We start from the raw sequence: 20056 nt of genomic DNA on the forward strand, positions 1-20056 counted from the left end.
GATTATGTTTATAATACTGCTTAAAAAAATTAACCCAATCTACACATTTTTGATGCTTTCCTTGAGACTTACTAACAGGCTACCAGGCCAGAAATTACTTCCTTAGAGGCAAACTATACCTTTTTGAAACGGGACTTTATTCTTTTTCATCCTGATTCTGTTTTTTAGTTGATACAGCAATTATAGCCCGTCTCTGGAAATTTGCTGTGAATTGCAGGTCATCATGTTTAGCCAGGTAGGTTGATTTATCTATCTGACTCTTTGGCTATGTATCAGTGTCGTGATATAAAGATAAAAGCTATTAAAATATAATAATAAAGGCTGAATTAAATGGTTCAACTAGCTGATGCGATAGACCTGAATTCAATATTGGCTAACGCTCCAGGGAATCCACTGATCTGGAACTACTTTCTTACAGAATTGACCCGGCAATTGAATTGTAGCTCCGGTGTTCTACTGGTTACTGATCTCATTAAACGAGAAAATACGCATTTTCTTTTCAGTGTTAATATCCCGCCAGCGTATCAGAAGAAATATGAAAATGACTTAAACAGACTGGATTGCTTTAATTATCTTATTAGCAAAAGCCCAAAAAAGATTTTTTTTAATCAAACACTGAACAACAACCATTACCAGGAAATCAGCGGACACTTCAAACTGCCAGCCAATCAGAAATACCGGTTCGGTGTATCGATCCCCTGCAATCATAATCATGCCCTCAGCCTGATATTAAATCGTAAAAATGCGTTTAGTGATGAAGAACAGCAATATATTAACAGGACTTTGCAATCCACTATCCCTGCTTTAGAAAAAGCATTGCACGGTGAGCAGCGATATAAAATAAACAGTCAAATTCTACCTTACATGGGCGACCATTTTGACGGGTATATTATTATTGACCGATATTTAAATATTCTATTTTCAGACCCTGTTTACACTTCCATTATCGGCAAACTGGCTTGCGTCAACATTTCTGGTGACCGGTTTGGTATGACTCCTCCGGCTATTGAGCAGCAGTTATTAACATTAATTGACAATAATCAGGGCACAGATTCGATTCACAACCAATGCCATGTCTGTCAGATTTCACTGATCCCCATTTCAAGTTTAGAAAACCTGTACAAATGGGAATGTTTTAAAGATAGCTTTATTCTTGTATTTACGCATTCTAAAGATAAAAATCCTGCGCTGAATCGCCTGTCAGAAATTTATCAACTCTCTCGATGTGAAGCCCTTTGTGCTCTGCATTTTATGAAAACGCCCTCTATTCCTGACGTAGCGACGAGTACTCACCGCTCCCAGGAAACGGTAAGAAATCATATTAAACATGCCATGAAAAAAATGGATGTACATAATCAGGCGGAATTGATGAAGAAATTAATTACCCTGTCAGCTTTATAAGCTAAAAGAAGTACGCATCAATTACTTAGGATCGTGCACCAAATAAGGTATGCATCTTAAAATGGGGCGCAGGTCTTTAGTCTGCATTGTAAAAGGCGGACTAAAGATCCGCGCCCCATTGTGTCGAAGTTACTTCATGCGCGTTCCTTAAAGCTGCTTTGGGATCACAGGCGGGCTCGTCTACTTTGTGCAATCCAGCCAATACGCCAGTTCCGGTTTATCCAATAACAGTTGGACAAAGTTTTTTGCTGCAACTAAATTTGCACATGCCTGCTCACTCAAATCAGTACCCAATTCAAAATTCAAGCCCTGAATACTTAATAAAAAGCTGGGGGGAGGCTGTTTATGCACAACCCGCTGATAAACCGATAATACCGAAGAGGGACTCATTGCATGAGTGGTATAGCTTTTGTCCTGTTCGGGAGCAAGTTGCATAAATGAAAAAGCCTGCTCACATGCGACTGAGGCATCAACAAATAACACCAATTGGCGAGCTTCCAGATCAAGGGCATGTTCAATCTGTAATTGAAAATCAGTTATGACCTCAAGCCCCTCAAAGAAGCTATTTTGTTCAATATATTCAATTAGTAACGGTCCTAAAGCATCATCACCACGACTTAGGTTACCATAGCCAAAAACTAACACATTTGTCATTATTCAAATAAATCCCATTATTGGATTAAAAATTAGCGCATAACTACATTTAGCACACTCTGTTCAATAAATATATCACAGCAATACTGGCTATTTTCCTGGTGCTAAGGGGCTAACAACTTCCCGCCTTAAAAATATAATATATATTCAACATTAAAATCTATTATAATATCAATTCCAAAGGGGACGACCAGGTTTCGACGTGGGTAGCAAAACCTTAGGGGCATGTCGAGGACAGTACACCTCGTAAAATCTACTGAACTTAAAGTATTCGCAAATGACGAAAACTACTCAATGGCTTTAGCTGCTTAAACACAGCACCATTCTCCTGACTATCTGTGCTTATGCGGGTAGGTTCTTCGGAACACTCAGGAGTCACTCTACATAAGATCGCGTTAAGAACTTTGTTCGGAGTTCAAACACGCTAAATCCAATCGAAATCGCTAAAAGTATCTTGGTCCGACGGGTAGCTTCTAGCTAAATCAAAAGCGCGGAATAAACATGTAGATCCAAAGGCGGAGTGCTTGCGGACGGGGGTTCGATTCCCCCCGTCTCCACCAAGATTACGTTTTATAAAACTTTAAAAATACCCGAAAAACCCTGTTAATGCTAGGTTATCGGGTTTTTTTATGCCTGTAGCATCCTACAAGGTTGCATAAAATATTACCTGATTACGTACAACTTACAGCCATTTTAAAATAAATTTTAAAATATCAGTATATTAAGCGTCTCGTCATTTTCGCAGTCTACCCAGTCAAGCTTGGGCACAAGCTTTATCGAGAATCTTTGCTTAGCCCACAAGATTCCTGCTGAAAGCATCACTGCCATTAAGTCAAGGAATAAATCTATATTAAACAAAAGGTTACCCTGTGGGTTGGGTTAGCTTATCTAGCGAAGCGTAGATATCGTAACCCAACAATGCCTCGTTTGGAGCCTACCTTTTTATTGCTTTGTGCTGTAAGCAGGTATTTATTTCTACTCCATGCCAGTTAGTTTGTACTTTTGCTTGCTTGGTGCAACGACTTTCTGACTTAGTTAGTCCCTGACAACCATACTCCTTACTTTGTAGGCTCTTTAGCTGTTCTTTAATCTCCTTAACTGTCGACTGCCTCGCTTTCTTTTTTTCTAAAAATCTAAAATTCCCCTACTTAGTTCTAAATCATCGACTACGCCATAGTTTGGTCCCAGCTGAGTAGTCCATGCAACTGTTTTTGCCCCCCCCCAATAGGGAGGAGGTGGTTTGCCCATGTGTGTAATTGGAATCTGAATTTCAATGGTTGGGATCGATCCGGTCAATAAACCAGAAAGTCCTTTGGGCCTGCCGTTAACATTTACAGCTGCCGCTGCTTTGCCAGCGAATCGAGTCTGGGCTGCAATTGCATTATTAGCACTATCCGTTGTCTGTTGGGTAAACATAATAGCATCTGCAGTCAGCTGGCGTGGCCCCCGCATTGTCATTTTTCGTGCGTGTCCAGCGCTTGCGTAAAATGCTTTGGCTTCGATTGCTACGAATTGGCCTGCTTTTAATCCGAGCGCATTGTCTTCAGTGGCCTGGCAAAGCATATCGATGATCCGGAAGACTTTTCTACCTTTTGCAGTCTTAATTGTAAGATCAACATAAATCTGCTCGCCCAGGAACTTTAAACCGGCGGCATTTAGGGTCTGTTCCAAAACGGCTTTCTCTCCATAATTTCCCATTCGTTTCATAAAACGCCAAAACTCACTGGCTTGTAGTTTTCGGATCTCATCGGCATCCAAGATTGCCTGAAATTTGAAGTTATTTTTTTGACCTAATCCGTGTTTCAAAGCATATTCAATATCAGCGGGTAACACCGCTGAAGCAGAAGTTACTGGACCTCCACTAAGTGGAATACCATTAACTAAACTCTGATATTGATTAAGGAACTGAATATTGTTGGCAGTTGGTGGTAAACGGGTAGATATATCGTCAACGATGCTGTTGGTAGATGATGCATGGGAACGAGGTTGTACATCATCAAATAATTCTTCGAAGTCTTTCTTGCGCATAGTTTCGCGCTGACGTTCAATGTCTTCCACAATCATATCCGTCTCTTTATCTCGATACTTAGTGGGCTTTGGTTTACCTTGTAACTCAGGCCTAAGAGCTTCTGATCTTTGAGTTTGTCGTTGCTCGATGGTGGTTTGTCTATTTTTAATTTTTAGCCTTTCGATTTCTTCTTTTGCTGATCGAGCGCTAATACTTGATTCTTCTAACGAGTCAATCTTTGGATGGGGTTTTGAAATGATGCCTTTGTCAGACTCTAGCGTTAGTCTTTTGGTGTTGTCCAGACCTGGTTTGTTAATAGACTTTGCTTTACTAGCTTGCTCCAGCACTTCTCTTGCCATTTTACCTGTACTATCGATATTTTGTTGCACGGGTTTCCAGATTAATTTTGCCAACTTAGAAACCGGTATGATCGATATACACTCAAGTGCCAAAAAAAACGAAGTCAGGTTACGTTTGTCATTGACTTCGACTACCTTTAAAAACGGATCGATCTCCGTGAATCGTGACTGAGATGTTGTTTTTTGGTAATTAATACGTGCTTCAACAGCACGATGTAAAGCAGTGCCAACACCTGCGGTGCTGATCATTCCGAGGAAAATTGGAGACAAAGCAAAACCTAGCGGTAGTGCTAATAGTGTAATGAGCCCAATGATTAGTAGTGCGAATTCAATCCAGTCTATCCAGCCGGTTTTTGATTGAAAGCGAGAAGATATTTCCTTAACGGCCCCAAGTAGTGGATCATTTTCGTTAAGAAAATAGGGCAGGCCAGCAGATTCGAAAACGGGTTTGTATTTAAACCAATCGATGGTGTTTGTCTCGCTTTTAATAAACTCATCTGAAAATCGTTTATTTGATTTTTTTAGATCGGCGTGCAACCGCAATATCACTTTCATTATTCGGAAATGTCGGTTGACGACATTAGTCATGCGGACACTGTTTGCTAAGAAGTAGCCTTTATCTGACCAGGAAAAATAACTGTCATATTCCAAAGGCTCATAGTGTCTTAGTAAGAAGATGATTGGATGCTTAGATATCAGCCGTTGTCGTAACTTTGAAATATTGTCTTTAACGCCTAGAACTTTGGTGAGTCCCTCTCTCCTATCGCGAAATGGTGATAAGCCATAGAAAGTCCATTCCTTTAACCAACCGCCAACGCCTTCCCACTTAGGGCGTTTTGTATTGATCACTTTTCCGACATTGCTTCGTCCACCGATGGTGTCTCCAGAACCTTGAACTATGGTTCGGTCATAAGTATCTGGTAACACATATTGTTCTACCTCTGCTTGAGTATCAGGAGTTGGACCAGTATCAAAGAATAGGGGCTTGCCACTGCTGGTTTTATTTCCGGACATGATGTTGTTAGCCAATAACGACTTAAGCTCGACTGTAAGAGGAAGCGGTATGCCCTGGGCGACCACCAACATTTGCGCGATGTAAGCTGCCAATTCTGTAGTGTCGCTTGGGTTCTGGTAATTCGCACGAATGGAACTAACAATTCCACTGCGGCGCGAGTAGATTGTATTGCCGAGCAATTTGGCATCGACTTTCAATTGTGATTCGAAGAGCGAAAGATCATGCTCGTAGGCTTTTTTGAAGTCGTCGTAACTTACCCAGCCATAAGCCGGCGCACGTTGTTCTGTGATAGCGGTGTATTCCGGGTGAACGCCTGGAGAGTGAATTCGAAGATCTCTATCTTGCAGCTTTTGTCTATGCTCTTTTAGCAGCATCGGATTAGCGTGGATATAGCGGAGCCGTTGAATTACCACATCGAGGCTTAGATCTTGATAGCCAGGGTCGCTCAGCATCAATCCATTATCTTCGACTAACGAAGAGTGCGCAAAATCTAGAATGGGCGAATCCACAATATTGGCTCCTTCACTCATCGCGAATTCAAGCAATTAATGCAACACCCTGTGATTTATTTATATCAACCCCCGTTATTTGGCAAATACTTCCCATGGAGTTCTGTAATTTAACCCTTTTCTTGGACGATGATTAAGTGCTGTAATGGCACTATCAACCTCATCTTGAGTTACCTTATCCAAAGGTTCTTTTTTAGGGAAGTATTGCCTTAATAAGCCATTGTGGTTTTCATTTAAACCTCGTTGCCACGAATGATACGGTTTGGCAAAATAAGTGCCGCAGTCAAGTGTTTTTGCAATGGCTTCATGCCCACAAAACTCACGTCCATTATCAAAGGTAATCGTGTGAACCCAACGTTTAAAAGGCTCAAGAGCATTGATAATCGCCTCTTTCGTTAATTCAGATTCTTTACGCTCAATTGAGATGGCGAAGTTGAGCTTTGAGACCCGTTCAGTCAGCGTCACCAATACGCCTTTATGTCCTTTACCGATAACAGTATCTGCTTCCCAATCACCTAAACGCGTTTTATCATCAACCACTTGTGGTCGCTCATCAATATCAACACGGCTGGGTATCGTTCCGCGATAATCATTTTTTCCATATCGCTTACGATAAGGTTTGGCTTGATGCCTCAAATAAGTATACAAATCGCCACCGGCTGCTTTGTTAGCTAAAATATAACGGTAAATAGTCTCATGACTGACGGAGTCCTTACCTTGTTGTTTTAAGCGTCCTGAAATACAGTCAGGGCTCCATTTCTCTTTGATTAAAGGCGTTATTATCTGTTGTAACTCAGCCGTCATCTTGATGTTTTTGGGCTTATCAATATGGCGTTGTTTAGCTATTCTCTCAGCTTGCTTGTAACGATAACCACACTGACCTGTATTACGCGTAATTTCACGTCCAATAGTCGATTTATGACGCCCCAATGTGATGGCTATTTGATTCTTAGAAACGCCTTGTTTTAGTTGCGTATAAATGTAAAATCTTTCCTCTTGGGTTAGATGGTTAAACGTGTTCATTGAGCACCTCTTTTTAGTTTCAGGTTTTAGTCGACGGAAACTATACCATCTAACCCTTTAAAGAGGTGTTGCAGTTATTATATGAATTCGGGCATGTCAAAATCACATGCATTTGATTATTCGCTGTCTTGCGTATCGACCTCTACCGATACATTGTCTGTTCCGCTAAGTTCGATGCGACGATCAATATCTGGATCCGAATAATCTCCAGACTGTATCTTGGCGACCCGACGTATAACCTCGACTTCTCCGAGATTTCGTTCTGAAATTGCTTTCTCAACATCTACGCTTCGATGTGCCAATTTAAAATCTTCGAGTAGTGGATGAGAGCCCGGTAATGCTTCAATAAACAATTCTCCTGTCGGTACTACAACGTCTTCACCTTGTCGGTGGGCAATTCGTAAGCTTTCAACCATCCAGTGTTGTAGCTCTTTTTTATCGTCGTCATTCAGCTCTTCATTGGTCCAGGCACAATGTGCGATATCTAATATTTCATTAGCGCTCAGGATCTCGCCTTCTGGGTCGGGATCATAAACATTAAACTCTGAATCCAGAAAATCCTGCATCATGTAATCTGTCAACGCATTACTTTCCTTGAGAGCAAAGAGGGCATAGTTACCTTTAAATCCCAAAATCTTATTTAGGTCAGCTACTTCATGTAGTAAACGTTTTTCTCCGAGTTTCGCTCCAGGCATCTTCAAAAAGCCTTTGACATTATTGTATCCAAGTTTGCTAGGCAGGCTTGCCGATACCATCCTATCGGAAAATGCTGAAGTGGAAGACACGAATTTCGCCTTAGCCGCAGGGATTGGCCATTGAATCTCCAGATCATAAAGCCGCATATATCGTTGATCTGGAACCTCGGCATGCCAGATCGCTTGCATATAATAAAGAATATTTTGCTTGATGTGGGCCTTTAACTGATCAATAGCAATTCTTCGATTGTAACTTTCCTTTACACCGGAAACGTAGGCTGAAGTTGCACGCTCAAGAGAAGACTTGGCATTACGCACACTGGCGTCAGCATTCGCTAAATCAGCTTCAAACCATTCTAAAGCTTGTCGCGCGGCATCGTATTCTGGATCGGTTAATGGATCGCTTTCCTTATCCTTTTTTCCAAAAAGCGCATCACGCGCCTGGGTGCCTGGGCTTAAGAAATGCCAAACGTCTCGTAGACGAGTGCCAACTGTATTTCTCTCCTCATCTGCTTCTTCCTCGGAGAGCTCGTTTGATGCTTGCTTTAAAAAGCCGTCAATACGCATACGCCCTAGTTCGCGATTTTGATAATGAATTTCAAAATCCCGCTTGTAGGATTCCAAAATATCAATTTGAGCTAGCCACTGTCGTTTGAAAACTTGGAGACTTATCTCGTTGCCAGTGAATGACACAGACAACATTTCCAATGTCACGAGGTGTTTCTCATCCAGTAAAACATCACGTAGGATCCAGGCATGTCGTAACAACCATGCTTCATTAATTTCGTGAGGAGCAGGTACATCAAAAGCAACCATAACTACCGGTTCTACATTGTGCAATCTTTCTTTAACATGGAAACGTTGCTGTAATTCGTAAAACAAGTAGGTGACTGTGAGTTCGTTATTTGGATTCTTGATTTCAATTTCACTACCATGCTCCATGTCCTCGGTAGTTGCTGCTGTGAGTTTAACGGTTCGCTCATCTTTATATTCTTGAACGGAATGTTTAACAGCTTCTCGTAACTCCGTTTTCTTACGCGATGATTCAGATCCTTGGTCAGTTGAAAAATCTCCTGAGGCCTCAAAATTATTGTAATCAACTTTGGTGCCAAATTTTCCAACCATTTTTGAATCTACTTTCCTGTTTATTTCGCCGGTAATTTTTGACGTATCCTTGCGATCACGAGTATCGGCAAAGCTGGATAGCACTTTATTTAAGGATTTATCCTCAGTTTTAATATTATGCTTAACACTAATTTTACGAATTTCTCCGGGTGACAACGGTATGGTGCTCACCAGTTCCCCTGCTTGGAATCCCTGAGGTTCCCAAAACTGTCTATAAGTAGAAATTATTCCAAAGTTATAGGAGTTAGGTAAAAACACATCAAACTTGTATGGTTCCGCCAAATATCGTTGAAGCTCTGTAATGAGCCTGTGGACTCGTCCTATTCCAGCATTACCTTGCTGACTGATATAAGATTTTGCGGTGGTTTTCGCCCAGTCAATTTTATGTAAATTCGCTAAGGTTTGACTGGGTTCCCATTCTTCCGGCCACCATTTTTCAGCAAAAAACAATTCTGAAAATCGACTGTAATTTGGTTCTCCATTACGTCGTGGATGGTCTTGGTTAACCCTTAAATCGACATACCATAGAAACCTCAAATAATCGACATCTTCTGGTTTTAATCGATCTTGTACTGATTTAATTTCGGGGCACCATGCGGATAAATAATCCGGTATTTCCAGGTCGGCGGACAAATCATTCGCAACATGATGGAGCGTGTCGAACAGTTCTTCAAGTTCATCGATCTCAGTAAGATCAATATATGTTTCAATTTCTGGATCCAATGCCAGAATTTCTAGATACAGTTCCGTCAATTCTTTGACTGCTTCCTTATCGAGCACTGAATCCCATATATTTTTCCAGGCTATCTGCAGCGAGTTGTAATCATAGATAGCAGTAGTATCAGCAGGTCCGTTGGAAAACTCTTTGTCTCTTAAGCTGTTATTGATAGACTCGATATCAGGCCGTTTCCCCAAAGCAATATCGTAGGCTCTGCTGATCAACTCAGATAGTTTATTGTCGATGGTCTGTTCTGCCCCAGGCCCAGCTGGCTGCTCTAAGGCTGAAACCGCTGTTCGGGTTTCCTCATTTGGGGAAAATTCTGATTGTCGTTTCCTAACAAAACAATCAACTAGTAGCGTCTGAATTCTCTGTCTGGATGGTGGTTTATTTGGAAATAGAATATTTCTTGCTTCATCAGGGGACATAGCTTCGCCGGGAAACTTCGGCATTTCCCCCGTAACATCTTGTCGAACAATAATGCCTCTGCGATCTTTTGAGACTTTTGCGAGTTGATCCAGTCCCTGATCAACAACTTTCTCTTGTTTTTCTTCTGGCTTATTGTCGTTTAACCAATGCTCTGAAGAGGAGGCCGGATTTTTCGATACTCTCTTTAGTAATAATTTTTTAATGTTACTTTTGATTTCGACTCGTTTAGAGCGTTTTGCCTCTCTTCGATCCGCGGTAGTTTTGCTGACTTCCGCAAGAGTCGATTCGCGTTCCGAATATCTTCGTTCTACATCGCTGGAGAAACGTCTAAATCGTCGAATATTTAAGGGTGCCTTACTATCAGTTTGAATATCTGACTCTAGGTTATTTTCTTTGCCCTTTATATCGCCTTGGAGAGGGTCTATATCGGCGCCACCAAGTGATGTGATAACCGTAAACACCTCATCGCGTTTGATTTTCGCAACCTGAATAGGGTCGCTTACGTGGATTAGTTCGCCTGTTTTTGGTTCTGCGATGAGCAATACAATTCGACGTACTTTTGTATCTAAATCAACTTCGAACTCAACCATTCCGATGTTTGAAGTCTTCTTCATCCTAATCATCGGTGCGTCACGGAGTTTCGTTTCAGCGCGTATGTCTGTCGCGTTTCCTAGTGAAACAAGAAGTCCTTGATTAGGCTTGCCGTCTTTTCCTTGTACAATTACTTTAAAAAACATAGTCATTTTCTAATTCTCCTGATTTTAGAGTTGCCAACGTAGCATGACTAGTTTTGTTCAGCACATTCATTGAACGGCTTAGGTGAGAAGTATCCAAATTACCTGACTGTATCTTTCCGGATATTAACTAACCGATCGATGCTGATTGGTCATGCGCATACCAACGTTCTGCAATTTTGCCATTACTAATGCGAAATATCCAGACTTCTTGCATTTCGATAGACTGGTTTTGTGCAGCAACTTTACTTTGTATTGTTTCATAGACACCGATTAAATCCTGCCGCCTACAACACATCAGCAACCTTAGGGTCAGGTCTTTGATATATGAAATGAATTGTGTTATGTTATCAGCTAAAGAAAAAAATACACCGGAATGGCCGGATAAGGGTGGGGTGTTATCAAATTTTAGAGAGCACAAAGCCGAAGCTGTTAAAGCCTATAAACACTTTGGTAGTCAGAGGCGTGGACAGGCATCGCCTTGAGAGGCTTTTAGAAATCAGGTGTTTTTAGGTAACCAGCATTTTGTTGAATCTATGCAGTGTTTGTTAAATGCAGAGCAGGGCTTAAGTGAAATTCCAGGGGCTCAACGAAGGGGTATTGTCAAGCCACTGTCTGAATATGCTGAAAAATATATTCGCAATGAGGCTATTGCAAATGCTTATGCCATCGGGGGGGTATAGTATGAAATAAATTGGCGATTATTTTGGTCTGCATTATTCCACGATTAGTGGAATTATTAATAATCATAGTTCAAAGACCTGACCCCTTCTTATATAGCCGGGTTTATATTTTGTTTCGTGCGCTAACCCCTAATACTTACACATGACTTTCAGCCAATGTCTGAACAATTGCACAGCGCGCTTGTTTTTCTATAGGTACATCGGTTTCAAGCCACCCCCCTTGGGATTCTATTTTAGAGGCTAAAAACTCTTCAATATCCGGGTGGCCTGCTTGAATCATTGCGTCAATATAAAATCCTTCCAGGTTAATAAGATAATCTTCACCGCCTACGTGAACTTCAATTTCTATCACTTTATATTTTTGCATTTTGGTTATCCTCTCTGTTTTAATTATCGCTGATCATACTACTCTACTTTTTATTTTTTGAGTATTCTATATACAGACACAATGCCCATCTTCAGCTGATCTACAATAGCCAGCCTGGTTAAGTGCTGCTCTTTTAATTTATGAACTTGTGTCGCCTATTCTTTAGTCGTAGGACTTACGCCCTTTAAATTTACCTTTAGTTTTGGCTTTTCCCGCCGTGCTGCTGGTATCAATCGGCTGTTTAATGGCTTTTAATTCAGGGGGCAAGGGGGCAACCTGCTCACATCTTTTCTGAGTTTATCTTTCGTACTGATTTATGTATTTGACGCATTACTCAAATAAGCTACCCGCAATGAACTCAAGCCATTTATACTAGGCATTAACCCGTTTAGATCAAAATTTGGCGCTAAAGTCAGTCATATAAAGGACACAATACATGTTTGAATTAAAAGTAAAAAAAGCATCAGCTTCGAAAATTTCTAGTGAAGATTTAGATAATCTAATTGCTGATTTTATTGACACCATTGAAACTAGCTTATCTGAGGATTCACGCATTAAGGGTAATAAAAACCGCATTGTGATAGAAACGTCAATGACTGAAAAAGAAATTAATGACTGCGTGAAACCCGTACTACACTATTTTAGTGATGACATTCAACTCCACTCACTTACACAGCGCTAATTTTTTATTAAAATATAGGCGTTAGCGTTTTCCGAATTTTTTTCACATAGGATCTTTGATGCGATACTTTATTATACTGATGTTTGTCTGTTCGACAGTTCAAGCCAAGGCTTACAAGTGCGAGGTGAATGGAAAAACAATCTATCAGCAAATACCTTGCGCCGGTGCGGGGAAAGAGATTGAGCTGAATGATAACTTTAGTCAGGCTGACTATAATGCGGCACAAAAAAGGATTAGCGATCATCAGGCGCAGATATCTGCGCAGCAAAAGATCGATGATGATGCGGCAGAAAAGCTACGCAAAGAGGCAATTGATTATTATACGCTGAGAACAAGGCAGTCGGTGGCGATTTCTGAACAACGACAAGCTGATGAGTTACGCCGTCAATCTGCTGCGATTGCTGAGCAGAACAGGATTTTATTGTTGCGGGCTAAGTGATAGTGGGATGCTGAAGTATCAAAGGGGACAGGTTTTTTTTTGTTTTGATAGAGTAAGCTTAGTCAATCAATCCTATGGTAGCAGTAGCAAACTATGGCAAGACAAAGGGGTCAAGAGATATGACCCCTAAATATGCTAAACATATCCCACATGAAAAAAATAAGGTCAGTATCGGTTTAATCAACCCCAAAAGTCCGGATAATGTTCACGCGGTGATGCGTGCTGCCGGCAATTTTCGCGTCGATAGCGTTTTTTATACCGGTTCGCGTTATCCACGGGCGCTCAGGCTTAATCCTAATGCGCCGGAAATGAGCCGTAAGGTGAGTGAGAATACTCTACTCATTCAGGCCCAGAGCCTGTTGGAAGTCGTGGCTGAAGGCATGAAGATTGTCTGTGTTGAGTTTGCCGAGAACGCGATGTCCTTGCCGGGGTATGAGCACCCGCACGATGTTTTTTATATCTTCGGGCCGGAAGATGGCACTATTGATCAGGAGATTATTGACCGGGCAGAAGCAGTGGTTTATGTGCCGACGGTTGGCTGCATGAATTTATCAGCTTCGGTAAATGTGCTGCTTTATGATCGTTTGGTTAAGTCGGCAGAAAGATATGACAGCAAGGAACTGATTCTCGCCAGCCGCGATACTAATAATACAGTCAAGGTTCGAGGTTAGGTCTTGTATTTATGAAATGAGTTATGTTATCAGCCAAAGAAAAATTAAGTGTGGCAAGATGGCTAGATCACTAAGGATTGAATTTTCTAAAGCGTTATAACTGGTCACTTCTGTAAATGCTTATGCCAGTGGGGAGTATTATGAAACAAATTGAAGATTATTTTGGTCTGCATTATTCCACGATTAGTGAAATTATTAATAATCATATCTGATTACGTATAACTTTCAGTCTATAGCTAAAATTCTCTGTAGCCCGTTATGGAGCTAGCGGAATACAGCATATTCATGACACCTATTCCCCGCATTCCGTGAGGGGTAGGGATAGGAAATCTGAAAAAATATAAAGAAAATTCTCTAACCTCTTTGATTTTAAAAACTTGAACATCAAGCTATAGGATTTTTTAAGGAAATTTTATTTCCTAGTAAGAACCTTTATTTCTCAGTAAAAATATTTCACTTAATTCTATTTATCCAATTGATTTTAAAGCAATAAAATTAATTTTAGTTATGTTTCTCGAAAATATAAGTGTCCGCGTATAAATCAATTATTTTTGTAAGCTATTGAAATATAAATGAATTTACTGGTGGCATGTGAATTGCTGAAGACATAGTGTGGTGGCGACATCATTTTAAGGTTTAAGTTTTTTACTTCACTATTGAGGATAATAAGATTATGACTACATTAAAAGGTAAGTTAGATAAACGGACTGCAGAGTATGATTATTGGGCGCAACGTCGCCGTTATGGCGCTGAAGGACATAATAACGCCGGTTTGTGGGTTCTTGCTTGTATGGATGAGCGTTTACCAGTAGACGAGGCACTGGGCATTCATGTAGATACGCCTGTCGGAGGTGGAGATGCGCATTGTTTTCGTAATGCGGGTGGAATTGTAACGGACGATGCGATACGCTCTGCCATGTTGACATGTAATTTTTTTGGAACTAAAGAAATGTAAGCGTCAATTAAACCACACATTCTAAACCCCTATAAAAAAGGGCACACTAATACCTCCATTTAACTTCAGAGGTATTTATGAGCCCATCTCAAAATAAAGCGGCTATGCAAGAGCATATACCACAATGGCAAGCCAGTCGTTTAACTCAGGCTGAGTATTGCAAGGTCCATGATATCAAGCCGCATATCTTCAGTTATTACAAAAAGAAATTCGGTTCGGCCAGCTCGTCAGTGCAACAAACCAGCCAACTGGTTCCGGTAAAATTTGTTGCCGAAGACAATTTAAGTGGCCCAAGGCTATCGTCGGTTATCAAAGTCACTCATACCAATGGCTTTAGCCTGGAAATACAGGCCAATACGGAACTCAGTATTTTAAAACCGTTATTGGAGTTGGTGAGGTCCATCTCATGATAAACGGTCTTGCTGTTAATCAGGTGTATCTGGCGACAGGTGTTACGGATATGCGTAAGTCCATTAATGGCTTGTCGCTGATCGTTTCAGAGCAGTTGGGCCATGATCCCTTTACCGGGAGTGTTTTTGTCTTTTGTAATCGCTCTCGCGATAAACTAAAACTACTCTATTGGGAATGTAATGGCTTCTGGCTTTATTATCGCCGCCTGGATAAGGGGACGTTCCAGTGGCCAAGCGAATTGAACGAGCAGGCTGTGTCACTAACCTCACGTGAATTACACTGGTTACTGGATGGTTTATCCTATCACCAAGTGCAAGCGCACACGGCTGTTTCTGGTCTAAAAAACAACTGATCAAGCGACTCTATTCTGCATAAAAAGAATCAATAAAACAGCAAGTTAAACCTTATTTATCAGCCTTTTAGTGGTATAATAATCACCATGAACTCACTTCCTGAGACACTGCCAGATGAGACGAATGCACTGCAAAAAATGGTGCTGGACTATCAGTCGACAGTAGATCAATTACAGGAAAAACTGACGTGGTATGAGGAGCAGTTTCGTTTGTTTCAACACCAGCGCTTTGGAGCATCCAGTGAAAAGTGTCCTGACCAAATGGAGTTGTTTAATGAAGCGGAATCGATTCTTGACGCCTTAAAGCAAGAGGAGACTGATCTTGAAGAAACGGTTAGCTATCAACGCAAAAAGCCAGGTCGTAAACCGCTCTCCAGACATCTTCCGCGAGAAGTCGTTCGCTATGAATTACCTGAAGCAGAACGTGTGTGTGACTGTGGTCATGCCTTGCATGAGGCTGGCGAAGACACGTCAGAGCAGTTAGAAATCATTCCTGCTCAAATCAAGCTGATTGAGCATGTGCAGGTAAAGTATGCCTGTCGTGCCTGCGAAAATGGCATTATTAATGCGCCTAAACCGGCACAGCCCATTCCACGCAGTTTTGCTTCGGCCAGCTTACTAGCCTACATTATTGTAGCCAAGTTTATGGATAGCTTGCCACTCTATCGCCAGGAAACGATTTTCAAGCGCTTAAGTATCGACCTTTCGCGTGCAACGTTATCAATCTGGGTATTGAAGTCCGCTGAATTGCTTGCCCCCTTTTATGATCGACTGCATGAATTACTGATCCTGCAGAAAATTCTCCAGGCTGATGAAACAACTTTGAATGTTATTCAGGATGGACGAGAGACGAAATCAAAATCCTATATGTGGCTCTATCAAAGTGGTGGTCATGAAGCTGAATGCCCAATTGTTTTGTATGAGTATCAGGCAACCCGGGCGGGTGCACATGCGGCGAGCTTTTTACAGGGCTTTTCAGGCCACTTGCAAGTGGATGGCTATGCCGGCTATCACGCCCTTGCATCAGATGACTGTCTCCTCGTCGGTTGTATGGCGCATGCGCGTCGTAAATTCGATGAAGCACTGAAAGCACTTCCCAAAGCGAGCCGCAAAAATAAAATGGGCATGGCTCAAACGGCATTACGCAAGTTCACTCGTCTTTATGCGTTTGAGAAACAATTTAAAGATCTGACAATAGAGCAGCGTTATTTGTTACGTCAGGAAAAATGTAAACCTTTGCTGGATGACTTAAAGCAGTGGTGCGATGACCATGTTACCAGGACAGCAAAAGACAGCACGATAGGTAAAGCCATTCGTTACACCCTTAACCAGTGGAGTAGCCTGATTCGCTATATTGATGACGGAAATATACACATTGATAATAATGCAGCTGAACGTCGTATCAAACCGTTTGTGATTGGGCGTAAAAACTGGTTGTTTAATCAAACACCTCGTGGAGCAAATGCCAGTGCACTGCTATACAGCCTGGTGCAAACAGCGGTTGCCAATAATCTGGAGCCTTTTGATTATCTGAAGTATTTACTTACTGAGCTACCCAAGCTTGGTAGGCATTATGAACCAGAGGCGTTAGATCAGTTTCTACCCTGGAACTTGATTGAAAAAGTTAAGCCTTTAAAGTAAGTGGAGTAGCTTGTCTAGGTGGTAAGAATCGACGGTTACAAAGAAATTGTAATTGTGCAGCATACTCAGTGCGGCATGCTGTCAGCGAATGCTCAGGACCTTGAAAAAATGTTTAATGACAAAGGCATAGAAACAGACGATATGGTACTTGATCCAACATTGCCTGAACAAAAACTTGGAAAAGGTTCATTTGCAAAGTGGATCGGAATGATGGACGATGTCGATGTAACTTGTATGAAAACGATTGATGTTTTTAAGAATCATCCACTTATACCTAAGGATATTATTATCAGTGGCTGGGTTTGGGAGGTTGAAACTCGACGATTGAGAGCGCCTACACTTGATCCTGAAAAAAGGTTAAGAACCGATGCGTCTTCTACTGCGTTTGGGGTGAACACTAAACAACCTGCGCGTTGGGGTTAAAGGGCCATACATGACTGGAGAGTGATAAAACATTCTCCAGTTTTATTATAGTTGAGGGTAAAATATGCCAACTTATGATTATAGATGCACTCAATGCAAGGTGCAGTTTGAAGCAAATCATCGAATGAATGATATTCGTCCTACCTGTCCAACTTGCGGCGGGGCATGTGAGAAACTCATTCTATCGCCCCCCGCTGCGCATGGTTATAAAGCGCTCGGTCGTGAACAGGCGATGCACTCGCTACAACCGAAAGCATCGAATAATGGGCATCAACATGGCCCCAGTTGCGGTTGTAAGTCATCGTCATCATGACATTCTGTGCCAAGCAATACATAAAGTTGAATTTTCATAGACAAGGTCTTTGATGCTCATGAAAAATAAATTATTGTCTCGCTTAACTCCAACTTCATTCCTTCAGGCTTTTGTAATTCAAAGTATGAAGTTATGGCGCAAGAAAAATTCAGAGCAAGAGAGCAATGACAAATATATCCAACATCTTGGCTTGTTGGCGAGCAGTTCTTTAGAAAAAATTGTCAGGGAGAAATTAGAGTATGAAAAGACATTAACGCATGACCAATATGCCGATGTTATCATCGAAATTAAGAATCAAATTGGTGGCGGATTTTCCAGGGTCTCCAGCGATGTAGGTACTATCCGCGTTGAAAATACACGTTGTCCGTTTGGTGAGATGGTAAAAGGAACGCCTGAGCTGTGTCAAATGACATCTTCGGTTTTTGGTGGTATTGCCGCGCGAAATTTCGGGTACGCAAAAGTCGAATTAACAAAACGGATTGCTACTGGGGATAGATATTGCGACATCAGTATTCATTTGGATAAGGCGCTGAGTCAGGCGATATCTGGGGATGAATACCACAACCAGGAAAGCTCGATCATTTCTAAATTGAATTCTAGCGAAACTATTGTGCAGGTAACAGAGGGGATAGAGAAAAATTGGTATCAGTGTGGAACGATTGAATCTGATCCTCAGCAAAATTCGCAAAATATCATTATTGGGCAATCGCAAGCGATGCGAGAAGTTTTTAATTCAATACAGATCGTTGCTCCGACCATGGTTAATGTATTGATAGGTGGTGAGACAGGGGTTGGTAAAGAGCTTATTGCTCGAGCGATACACGCCGCAAGCGGACGTAACCCGGAAAGGTTTATTGCTGTAAATTGTGCTGCTATAGCTGAGACTTTGATTGAAAGTGCTTTATTTGGCCATGAAAAAGGTGCGTTCACTGGCGCTTATAATGTGCATAAGGGATTTTTCGAGAGAGCTTGTACTGGTACGCTGTTTTTAGATGAAATAGACAGTTTGAGTTTGTCGGGGCAAGCAAAATTGCTACGTATACTTCAAGAAGGTGAATTTGAAAGAGTGGGTGGCAGACAGGCGATCAAGGCGGATGTCAGGGTTATCGTTGCCGCTAATCAATCAATTAAAGACATGGTGTTAGCCGGTGATTTTCGAAAAGATCTTTTTTATCGGTTAAACGTTGTTCCTATTCAGATCCCACCTTTGCGCGATCGGCGTGAAGACATTGGGACTTTAACTGATTTTTTTCTAAAGCAGTTATCGAATAAATATCAAAAGCCTGGAAAAACTCTTGGTGAAAAGGCATGGCACAAAGTGATGATCTATGATTGGCCCGGGGCAATATCCGGGAATTGGAAAGCGTCTTGGAACATGCATTTCTGTTCGCACAGGGAGCTATTATTGAGAATGTTTCTGTCGATTGTACTGATTTAGATTTAGGTCATATTGACACGGGAAGTCTTAATATGACAAAGAAGAAAGTTGCTTGTGAAGTTGAAGTTCAGATGCTTCATGATGCATTAAAGAGATTTTCTGGAAATGTGAGTGCAACCGCAAAAGAATTTGGAATGACTCCACGAGCGGTGCACCAGAAACTGAAAAAACATCATATCGAAGCGGCCATTTATAGAAACAAATAGAAAACCAGTCCGCTTATAACATCGCGACAGTTGTATCAAAGCAGTCAGAGGCATTGATTTTATTGTTTTTGTTAGAGTAAGCTTATTTTAAGTGGCCTTGACAAGGCAATATCATGGCTTGATTAGTGCGCTTAAACCTTCCGGGAATTCTTCAGCATATTGTTCAACGAGGAAATAGTCGACAAGTCAGCTTATTTTCTGAACAAGATTAACCCCTTTATTTATCCAGGCTTAAAGAATATAGTCAAAAGTATAATGTTGCAGTGCATAGCTATTTCTTAATGATTCATCATGTTTATTCACTGGCAATCCCAAGAGAGAATGATGTGAGAGAAGATGTAAATCAACGCTGGTTGATAGTGACAATTATTTTTAGTGGTCAGTCGATATATTGAGTAGAATCCAGCCCAGCACAGATGGTAAAACACCTCGTTGAGTATCTCTGGTCAAGCTATCAATCCAATGCGTAGGGCAGGTCAGTTGAGTTTCTAACTACTCATACTTGTTACCTATCATTAGGTCTTTCTGATAAAGAAAGACAAGATATGTATAAGAACCTGTCTGCATCAAAACTTTCAGCTAATACGATAAAAGAAATATGCGATGCAACAAATAAAGCCCGGGTGTTAGGGTGTGACAGGTTTAAACAGCAAATAGAAGATCAAACTGGGCGGTGTTCGCCATCTCAGGTACGGGGTGGCGATAAAAAATCTGAAAAATATAAAGAAAATCAATTACACTGACCTTTTTGATGAATTCAGGCAATAACAATGTTAAATTCATTATAATATTTTTTTAGCCAAAT

20 protein-coding genes, 1 other RNA gene and 1 pseudogene are annotated in these 20056 nt (G+C 41.2%); 15 read left to right on the forward strand and 7 right to left on the reverse strand.

Features of this window, described 5'->3' with window-relative positions:
- The first annotated feature begins 330 nt into the window (after positions 1 to 330).
- The gene (locus AU255_RS07550; protein WP_080522305.1) at positions 331 to 1401 is read left to right on the forward strand and encodes a helix-turn-helix transcriptional regulator; all 1071 of its coding nucleotides are present in this window, start codon (positions 331 to 333) and stop codon (positions 1399 to 1401) included.
- A gap of 180 nt (positions 1402 to 1581) precedes the next feature.
- Here AU255_RS07550 and AU255_RS07555 read toward each other — a convergent pair whose 3' ends face one another.
- Entirely contained in the window at positions 1582 to 2055 is a 474-nt protein-coding gene (locus AU255_RS07555) for a hydrogenase maturation protease (protein WP_080522306.1), read from the reverse strand.
- Positions 2056 to 2237: 182 nt separating this feature from the next.
- On the opposite strand from AU255_RS07555, the gene ssrA reads away from it, so the two are divergent.
- Positions 2238 to 2615: a transfer-messenger RNA gene (gene ssrA, locus AU255_RS07560) on the forward strand.
- Between the two features lie 565 nt (positions 2616 to 3180).
- On the opposite strand, the gene AU255_RS07565 is transcribed toward ssrA, so the two are convergent.
- From AU255_RS07565 to AU255_RS19740, 4 genes and pseudogenes are all read right to left on the reverse strand, one after another.
- Positions 3181 to 5967 (reverse strand): hypothetical protein, encoded by a 2787-nt coding sequence (locus AU255_RS07565; protein WP_080522307.1) that lies wholly within the window; start codon positions 5965 to 5967, stop codon positions 3181 to 3183.
- A 7-nt stretch (positions 5968 to 5974) separates the two neighbouring features.
- A pseudogene (locus AU255_RS07570) lies at positions 5975 to 6969 on the reverse strand (IS30 family transposase).
- A 116-nt stretch (positions 6970 to 7085) separates the two neighbouring features.
- Positions 7086 to 10679 carry a hypothetical protein gene (locus AU255_RS07575; protein WP_080522309.1) on the reverse strand — a complete coding sequence of 1198 codons (3594 nt, stop codon included), beginning with the start codon at positions 10677 to 10679 and terminating at the stop codon, positions 7086 to 7088.
- Between the two features lie 121 nt (positions 10680 to 10800).
- Positions 10801 to 10968, reverse strand: a complete 168-nt coding sequence (locus AU255_RS19740) for an ester cyclase (RefSeq protein ID WP_143735887.1) — start codon at positions 10966 to 10968, stop codon at positions 10801 to 10803.
- A gap of 34 nt (positions 10969 to 11002) precedes the next feature.
- Between AU255_RS19740 and AU255_RS20070 the strand changes: the two genes are divergently transcribed.
- The gene (locus tag AU255_RS20070) at positions 11003 to 11155 is read left to right on the forward strand and encodes a hypothetical protein (protein ID WP_233144577.1); all 153 of its coding nucleotides are present in this window, start codon (positions 11003 to 11005) and stop codon (positions 11153 to 11155) included.
- Between the two features lie 18 nt (positions 11156 to 11173).
- On the forward strand, positions 11174 to 11353 hold the full coding sequence (locus AU255_RS07580; RefSeq protein WP_080522310.1) for a hypothetical protein: 180 nt from the start codon (positions 11174 to 11176) through the stop codon (positions 11351 to 11353).
- 136 nt (positions 11354 to 11489) lie between these two features.
- On the opposite strand, the gene AU255_RS07585 is transcribed toward AU255_RS07580, so the two are convergent.
- Positions 11490 to 11720 carry a hypothetical protein gene (locus tag AU255_RS07585; protein ID WP_080522311.1) on the reverse strand — a complete coding sequence of 77 codons (231 nt, stop codon included), beginning with the start codon at positions 11718 to 11720 and terminating at the stop codon, positions 11490 to 11492.
- Between the two features lie 436 nt (positions 11721 to 12156).
- On the opposite strand from AU255_RS07585, the gene AU255_RS07590 reads away from it, so the two are divergent.
- The 11 genes from AU255_RS07590 to AU255_RS20315 all read left to right on the forward strand — a co-directional run bounded on the left by AU255_RS07590 (position 12157) and on the right by AU255_RS20315 (position 19251).
- Positions 12157 to 12402, forward strand: a complete 246-nt coding sequence (locus tag AU255_RS07590; protein ID WP_080522312.1) for a hypothetical protein — start codon at positions 12157 to 12159, stop codon at positions 12400 to 12402.
- 58 nt (positions 12403 to 12460) lie between these two features.
- Positions 12461 to 12841 carry a hypothetical protein gene (locus tag AU255_RS07595; RefSeq protein WP_080522313.1) on the forward strand — a complete coding sequence of 127 codons (381 nt, stop codon included), beginning with the start codon at positions 12461 to 12463 and terminating at the stop codon, positions 12839 to 12841.
- A gap of 119 nt (positions 12842 to 12960) precedes the next feature.
- Positions 12961 to 13512, forward strand: coding sequence for a TrmH family RNA methyltransferase (locus AU255_RS07600; protein ID WP_080522314.1), 552 nt, complete (start codon positions 12961 to 12963; stop codon positions 13510 to 13512).
- Between the two features lie 673 nt (positions 13513 to 14185).
- The gene (locus AU255_RS07605; protein WP_198942562.1) at positions 14186 to 14467 is read left to right on the forward strand and encodes a carbonic anhydrase; all 282 of its coding nucleotides are present in this window, start codon (positions 14186 to 14188) and stop codon (positions 14465 to 14467) included.
- A gap of 77 nt (positions 14468 to 14544) precedes the next feature.
- Positions 14545 to 14877 carry an IS66 family insertion sequence element accessory protein TnpA gene (tnpA, locus tag AU255_RS07610; RefSeq protein ID WP_080522315.1) on the forward strand — a complete coding sequence of 111 codons (333 nt, stop codon included), beginning with the start codon at positions 14545 to 14547 and terminating at the stop codon, positions 14875 to 14877.
- Positions 14874 to 15230 (forward strand): IS66 family insertion sequence element accessory protein TnpB, encoded by a 357-nt coding sequence (gene tnpB / locus AU255_RS07615; protein WP_080521668.1) that lies wholly within the window; start codon positions 14874 to 14876, stop codon positions 15228 to 15230. Before tnpA ends, tnpB begins: the two co-directional genes overlap by 4 nt.
- A gap of 87 nt (positions 15231 to 15317) precedes the next feature.
- Positions 15318 to 16871 (forward strand): IS66 family transposase, encoded by a 1554-nt coding sequence (gene tnpC / locus AU255_RS07620; RefSeq protein ID WP_080522316.1) that lies wholly within the window; start codon positions 15318 to 15320, stop codon positions 16869 to 16871.
- Positions 16872 to 16925: 54 nt separating this feature from the next.
- On the forward strand, positions 16926 to 17294 hold the full coding sequence (locus AU255_RS07625) for a carbonic anhydrase (protein ID WP_198942563.1): 369 nt from the start codon (positions 16926 to 16928) through the stop codon (positions 17292 to 17294).
- Positions 17295 to 17358: 64 nt separating this feature from the next.
- Positions 17359 to 17607, forward strand: a complete 249-nt coding sequence (locus tag AU255_RS07630) for an FmdB family zinc ribbon protein (RefSeq protein ID WP_080522317.1) — start codon at positions 17359 to 17361, stop codon at positions 17605 to 17607.
- Positions 17608 to 17665: 58 nt separating this feature from the next.
- Entirely contained in the window at positions 17666 to 19045 is a 1380-nt protein-coding gene (locus AU255_RS07635; RefSeq protein WP_198942564.1) for a sigma 54-interacting transcriptional regulator, read from the forward strand.
- A gap of 32 nt (positions 19046 to 19077) precedes the next feature.
- Positions 19078 to 19251: a helix-turn-helix domain-containing protein gene (locus AU255_RS20315; protein ID WP_198942565.1), complete on the forward strand. Its 174-nt coding sequence runs from the start codon at positions 19078 to 19080 to the stop codon at positions 19249 to 19251.
- Between the two features lie 642 nt (positions 19252 to 19893).
- Here the strand turns inward: AU255_RS20315 and AU255_RS20075 are convergent.
- A complete protein-coding gene (locus tag AU255_RS20075) occupies positions 19894 to 20034 on the reverse strand; it encodes a hypothetical protein (RefSeq protein WP_158083079.1) in 141 nt (46 codons plus the stop codon).
- Between the last annotated feature and the right edge of the window lie 22 nt (positions 20035 to 20056).

Source organism: Methyloprofundus sedimenti (genome assembly GCF_002072955.1).
GTDB lineage: Bacteria > Pseudomonadota > Gammaproteobacteria > Methylococcales > Methylomonadaceae > Methyloprofundus > Methyloprofundus sedimenti.

Coding starts and splice junctions, on each gene's coding strand:
- AU255_RS19740 (WP_143735887.1), bottom strand. CDS start 10,968: ATGTGTTGTAGGCGGCAGGATTTAATCGGTGTCTATGAAACAATACAA.
- AU255_RS20075 (WP_158083079.1), bottom strand. CDS start 20,034: ATGAATTTAACATTGTTATTGCCTGAATTCATCAAAAAGGTCAGTGTA.
- AU255_RS07605 (WP_198942562.1), top strand. CDS start 14,186: ATGACTACATTAAAAGGTAAGTTAGATAAACGGACTGCAGAGTATGAT.
- AU255_RS07600 (WP_080522314.1), top strand. CDS start 12,961: ATGACCCCTAAATATGCTAAACATATCCCACATGAAAAAAATAAGGTC.
- AU255_RS07595 (WP_080522313.1), top strand. CDS start 12,461: ATGCGATACTTTATTATACTGATGTTTGTCTGTTCGACAGTTCAAGCC.
- AU255_RS20315 (WP_198942565.1), top strand. CDS start 19,078: ATGACAAAGAAGAAAGTTGCTTGTGAAGTTGAAGTTCAGATGCTTCAT.
- AU255_RS20070 (WP_233144577.1), top strand. CDS start 11,003: ATGAATTGTGTTATGTTATCAGCTAAAGAAAAAAATACACCGGAATGG.
- AU255_RS07585 (WP_080522311.1), bottom strand. CDS start 11,720: ATGCAAAAATATAAAGTGATAGAAATTGAAGTTCACGTAGGCGGTGAA.
- AU255_RS07550 (WP_080522305.1), top strand. CDS start 331: ATGGTTCAACTAGCTGATGCGATAGACCTGAATTCAATATTGGCTAAC.
- tnpC (WP_080522316.1), top strand. CDS start 15,318: ATGAACTCACTTCCTGAGACACTGCCAGATGAGACGAATGCACTGCAA.
- tnpA (WP_080522315.1), top strand. CDS start 14,545: ATGAGCCCATCTCAAAATAAAGCGGCTATGCAAGAGCATATACCACAA.
- AU255_RS07590 (WP_080522312.1), top strand. CDS start 12,157: ATGTTTGAATTAAAAGTAAAAAAAGCATCAGCTTCGAAAATTTCTAGT.
- AU255_RS07630 (WP_080522317.1), top strand. CDS start 17,359: ATGCCAACTTATGATTATAGATGCACTCAATGCAAGGTGCAGTTTGAA.
- AU255_RS07575 (WP_080522309.1), bottom strand. CDS start 10,679: ATGACTATGTTTTTTAAAGTAATTGTACAAGGAAAAGACGGCAAGCCT.
- tnpB (WP_080521668.1), top strand. CDS start 14,874: ATGATAAACGGTCTTGCTGTTAATCAGGTGTATCTGGCGACAGGTGTT.
- AU255_RS07565 (WP_080522307.1), bottom strand. CDS start 5,967: ATGAGTGAAGGAGCCAATATTGTGGATTCGCCCATTCTAGATTTTGCG.
- AU255_RS07635 (WP_198942564.1), top strand. CDS start 17,666: ATGAAAAATAAATTATTGTCTCGCTTAACTCCAACTTCATTCCTTCAG.
- AU255_RS07555 (WP_080522306.1), bottom strand. CDS start 2,055: ATGACAAATGTGTTAGTTTTTGGCTATGGTAACCTAAGTCGTGGTGAT.